We start from the raw sequence: 5,650 nt of genomic DNA on the forward strand, positions 1-5,650 counted from the left end.
ACGCCTCCCACGACACCTCCAACAGCAACCGCTGCTGGGGATCCATCATCGTTGCCTCGTTGGGGCCGATCCCGAAGAAATCCGGATCGAAGTCGCCTGCGGAGTACAGGAATCCACCCCGACGGGTGTAGGTCTTACCTGCCTTGCCGGGTTCGGGATCGTAAATACCATTGATGTCCCAGCCACGATCCATCGGTAACTCGCCGGTGGTATCGACGCCCGACATGACCAGACTCCACAGGTCTTCAGGCGAGGCAACACCACCCGGATAACGACAGGCCATCGCAACCAGAGCGATCGGATCGTCGTCAACAGCTCTGCTGGCAATGACCTCGATATCCCGGCTGGTGCCGGTGAACTCGTCGGCCAGATATTTCGCCAAAGCCTGCGGTGTCGGATAGTCGAACACCAACGTCGCAGGCAGTCGCAGGCCTGTGACGGTTTTGAGGGCGTTGCGGAACTCGATCGCACTGACCGAATCGAAGCCCAGCTCGCTGAACGCCTTATCCGCCGCGACCGCATTCGCGTTCTGATGACCCAGAATCGCCGCAACCTGACCACGCACGATCTCCACGAGAACACCGAAACGCTCACTATCAGGAGTATTCGCCAAACGAGCACGCAGCACCGTGAAGGCACCCGAGGCGGCTTTACGGCGATGCGGAATCAGCGCGGAAACCAGTGCGGGCGCGACGAATCCCGCGCCGTGCATAGCATCCAGGTCCAAACGGGCAAGGACGACGGTGGCCGTGTCCATCCCTGTCGCGGCGTCGAACAGCGCGAGACCCTGCTCCTCGGAGAGCGGCAGCATGCCCGAGCGGGACATGCGGTGACGGTCGACGTCGCTGAGTTGCTCGGCCATACCCCCGTCCCACAGACCCCAGGCAAAGGACTGACCGCACCTACCCGAGGCCCTGCGCTGCGCCACCAGAGCATCCAGACACGCGTTGGCCGCGGCATAGTTACCTTGACCGGCACTGCCGAACACACCCGCCACCGAACTGAACAACACGAACGCCTTCAACGGCAGATCCGCGGTCAGTACATGCAAATGCAGCGCAGCATCGACCTTGGGCCCCAGCACCGCATCCATCCGATCCGCAGTCAGCGAACCGATAGCACCATCATCGAGCACCCCGGCCATGTGGAACACACCGGTGAGTGGACGGGCGACAGGAACATCGGCCAGCACCTCAGCGAGCGCACCACGATCGGCCACATCGCACGCCACGAACTCGACCTCCGCACCGAGATGCTGCAACTCCGCACGCAGCTCGGTGGCGCCGGGGGCAGATTCACCGCGACGGCTCAACAGCAGCAAGCGACGGACACCGCGCGTGGCAACCAGATGCCGGGCGAACAGCCCACCGAGCAACCCACCCGCACCGGTGATCAGAACACTTTCGTCCGGACCGAAAGAGGTGGTCGCCGAAGCGGTTTCAGCGGAAACGACCGCCGTGGAATCGACTCTGGCGAGTCGCGCGATGTGTACCTGCCCCTCACGCACCGCCACCTGCGGTTCGTCCGCAGCCAGAATCCCACCCAGCAGCCCATCGAGTTCGGAATCGGTGTCGATCAACACGATCCGACCGGGACTCTCCGCCTGCGCCGAACGAACCAGACCACCCACCGCCGCACCGGCCAGATTCGTAATATCCTCCCCGGCAACCGACACCGCACCACTGGTCCGAACCACCAGCACCGATTCACCGAACCGATGATCGGCGATCCAGGACTGCAGAACCTCCAGAACAGCATGGGTCGCGGTGTGAACGGCGGCGGGATCATTACCCGCCGGGCACTCCAACACCACCACCTGCGGAACCACCTCGTCACCGAGGTCTGCCCACCCCACAGCGGTGGCCTCGGCCTCAGGCACCGAGATCGGTGTCCAGCCGATCTGGAACAACGCGTTACCGACGACGGATGCGCCGGTGGTGAGCTGCGCGGGATCGATCGGCCGGGAAGCCAGCTGCCGCACCGTCGCCACCGGAGCACCGATCGAGTCCGCGAGATCCAAAGCCACCGCGTGCTCGCCGACACGGGTGAGCCGGACACGCAACGCATCAGCCCCAGCCGCATGCACGGTGACACCGGACCACTCGAACGGCAACGCCAGCCCGGTTCCATCCGCCGAGGTGTCATCGACAAAACGCAACGCATGCAACGCCGCATCCAGCAACGCCGGATGCACACCGAAGCGTTCTGCCTCGGCCCGGGCCTGCTCAGGCAATTCGACCTCGGCATACAGCAGCCCGTCGGATCCACGCCACACCGACCGAAGCGCCTGGAACATCGGACCGTAGTGGTAGCCCTGCACATCGAGGGAGTCATACACACCATCGATATCCACGGCGACCGCGTCGGCGGGAGGCCACTGCACCAGATCCACAGCCGCGCTATCGAATTCCGATGCGAGCACGCCCTCGGCGTTCAACGTCCACGACGGCAACGAATCAACGCCATCATCGGGGCGGGAGAAGATCCGCACCCCGCGACGACCCGTCTCGTCCTCGGCACCAACCACAACACGCACCGCAACCCCGCCGGACTCCGACAGCACCAGCGGAGCCCGCAGAACCAGCTCATCGAGACTCGAACAGCCCACCTGCTCCCCGGTATGCAGGGCAAGCTCGACAAGACCGGTACCAGGGAACAACACAGTGTCCATCACAGTGTGATCGGCCAGCCATGGGTGCGTCTGCACCGACAGGCGGCCACTGACAGCGACCACATCGGAATCCGGTTGTGACACCACCGCGGAAACCAGGGGGTGTCCGGTAGCGACCAGACCCATCGCCCGAGCGCCACCACCAGCGGAACGTTCGGCCATCCAATAACGCCGATGCTGAAAAGCGTAGGTAGGCAGATCGATTCGCTCAGCTCCGGAACCAGCGTAGAAACCGGCCCAGTCCACATCAGCGCCCGAGACGAACAACCCTGCCACCCCACCCAACAGCGTGGACGGATCGGCCTGGTTTCTACGCGCCAAAGCCACCACAACAGGAGCCACGACCGCAGCCCCCGCACTCATCCGCCCATCGTCGAAAGTCTGGGTGACCATCGGAGTCAACACCGCATCGGGACCGACCTCGGCGAACCGGGTCACCCCCATCCCCGCCATCGCAGTGACCGCATCAGCGAACCGCACCGTCTCACGAACCTGACCCACCCAATACGACGGATCACACATCTCGCGCTCGACACGGACACCGGTCACCGTCGACACCAACGGAATACTCGGGCGAGTAAACGCCAAACCCGCGATAGCCGAAAGGAACTCGGCCAGCATCGGCTCCATCAACGCCGAATGGAAAGCATGCGAAACACGCAACCGCTTCGTCCGCCAACCACGCCCGGTACACGCCTCGACAACAGCCGAGACCGCGTCCTCGACACCGGACAACACCACCGACGACGGACCATTCACCGCCGCGATCGACACGCCATCCAGCAGCAGCGGCAGCACCTCGGCCTCCGAAGCACCAACAGCGACCATCGCCCCACCAGCGGGCAGCGCTTGCATCAACCGACCACGCGCAGCCACCAGCACACACGCATCCGCCAGCGACAACACACCCGCCACATGCGCGGCAGCCACTTCCCCGATCGAGTGACCGGCCACCACATCCGGGCGAACACCCCACGACTCGAGCAGCCGGAACAACGCCACCTCGAACGCGAACAAACCCGCCTGCGCGAACACCGTCCGATCAACCAGATCCTCGGACGCCAACGCCACACTCAGCGAAACCGACTGTCCCAGTGACGGATCCAACGCAGCGACAATCGCATCGAAAGCCTCGGCGAACACCGGATACGCAGCACGCAGCTCGGTGGCCATACCCGCCCACTGCGCACCTTGACCCGAAAACACCACACCCGTCGAACCCGACACCACACGACCGGACACCACGCCAGGAGCCTGCTCACCCGCAGCCAATGCCCGCACACCCGCCAGCAGACCATCACCGTTGTCGGCCAGGACAACAGCGCGATGCTCGAAAACAGCACGAGTGGACGCCAGCGAAAAACCTACATCGACCGAATCCTTCTCACCCACAGGCAATTCCGGGTTGCCGATTCGTGCCGCCAAGCGAGTAGCTTGACCGGCAAGGGCCTCACCACTGCGCGCCGAAACCACCCACGGCAACACTCCACCTGCCGGGACGGTCTTCACCACCGGGTCCACCGCCGGCTCGATCACCGGGGCTTGTTCGACGATGACGTGAGCATTCGTGCCACTGATACCGAACGACGACACACCAGCACGACGCGGCCGATCGGACACCGGCCATGACTGCGGCTCGGTCAACAACTGGATATTGCCCCGGGACCAATCAACTTTGGTACTCGGCCGATCAACATGCAGCGTTTGTGGCAACACACCGTGGCGCATCGCCATTACCATCTTGATCACACCACCCACACCCGCAGCAGCCTGGGCATGACCGATATTGGACTTCAACGACCCCAACCACAACGGGCGATCCCGATCCTGCCTGTAGGTCGCCAACAACGCCTGAGCTTCGATCGGGTCACCCAAAGTGGTACCGGTGCCGTGAGCTTCCACCACATCGACCTCGCCCGGGGATACCCCGGCATTGGCCAGCGCCTGGCGGATCACCCGACGCTGCGACGGACCATTCGGCGCGGTCAAACCATTCGACGCACCATCCTGATTCACCGCCGAACCAGCAATCACCGCAAGAACCTGATGACCATTACGGCGAGCGTCGGAAAGCCGCTCCAACACCAACACACCGACACCCTCGGACCAACCCACCCCATCAGCCGCATCAGCAAAAGACTTACACCGACCATCCGGCGACAAACCCCGCTGACGACTGAACTCCACAAAGGTCTCCGGGGTCGCCATCACCGTCACACCACCGGCCAACGCCAAATCACACTCACCCGACCGCAAAGACCCCGCCGCCAAATGCATCGCCACCAGCGACGACGAACACGCCGTATCCACCGTGACCGACGGACCCTCGAAACCGAAAACATACGACACCCGACCGGACGCAATAGATCCCGCATTCGCGTTGGCCGGATAGTCGTGATACATCATGCCGGTGAATACCCCGGTCGAACTGCCACGCAACGAACCCACGTCGACACCGGACCGCTCCAATGCCTCCCATGAGGTTTCCAACAACAAGAACTGCTGCGGATCCATCATCGTGGCCTCATTGGGACTGATACCGAAGAACGCAGGATCGAATTCGCCAGCCGAATGCAGGAAACCACCCGCACGGGTGTAAGTGCTACCCGGCGTTTCACCGGTCCGATCGTAAAGGCGATCTACATCCCAACCTCGATTCACCGGAAACTCCGACGTTGCATCGCCCCCCTCGGCAACCAACCGCCACAGGTCCTCCGGCGAACCCACCCCGCCCGGATACCGACACGCCATACCCACGATCGCAATCGGCTCACGAAGGGCTGCATCGAGCTTGCGGTTTCGGGCACGCAGTCGCTCGGTCTCTTTGAGCGAGACACGCAATGCCTGCGCTAGCTTCTGAGTATTGTCGTCGGGCTTCGTCATTATTGCTCTAGCTCTTCCTACGGTCACCGTGACTGGCCGGTGAAGTTTCGTTTATGAGGCCAAAATTCGATGTATTACATGTCGCACATATCGGAA

General features: G+C 63.0%; 1 protein-coding gene. It reads right to left on the reverse strand.

The annotated features are described in order from the left end of the window. On the reverse strand, positions 1-5,554 hold a 5,554-nt coding region (locus AB0H61_RS38420; protein ID WP_357313701.1), incomplete at its 3' end, for an SDR family NAD(P)-dependent oxidoreductase. Positions 5,555-5,650: the final 96 nt, after the last annotated feature.

The sequence above is a fragment of the Nocardia sp. NPDC050710 genome (assembly GCF_040654375.1).
Lineage (GTDB): Bacteria > Actinomycetota > Actinomycetes > Mycobacteriales > Mycobacteriaceae > Nocardia.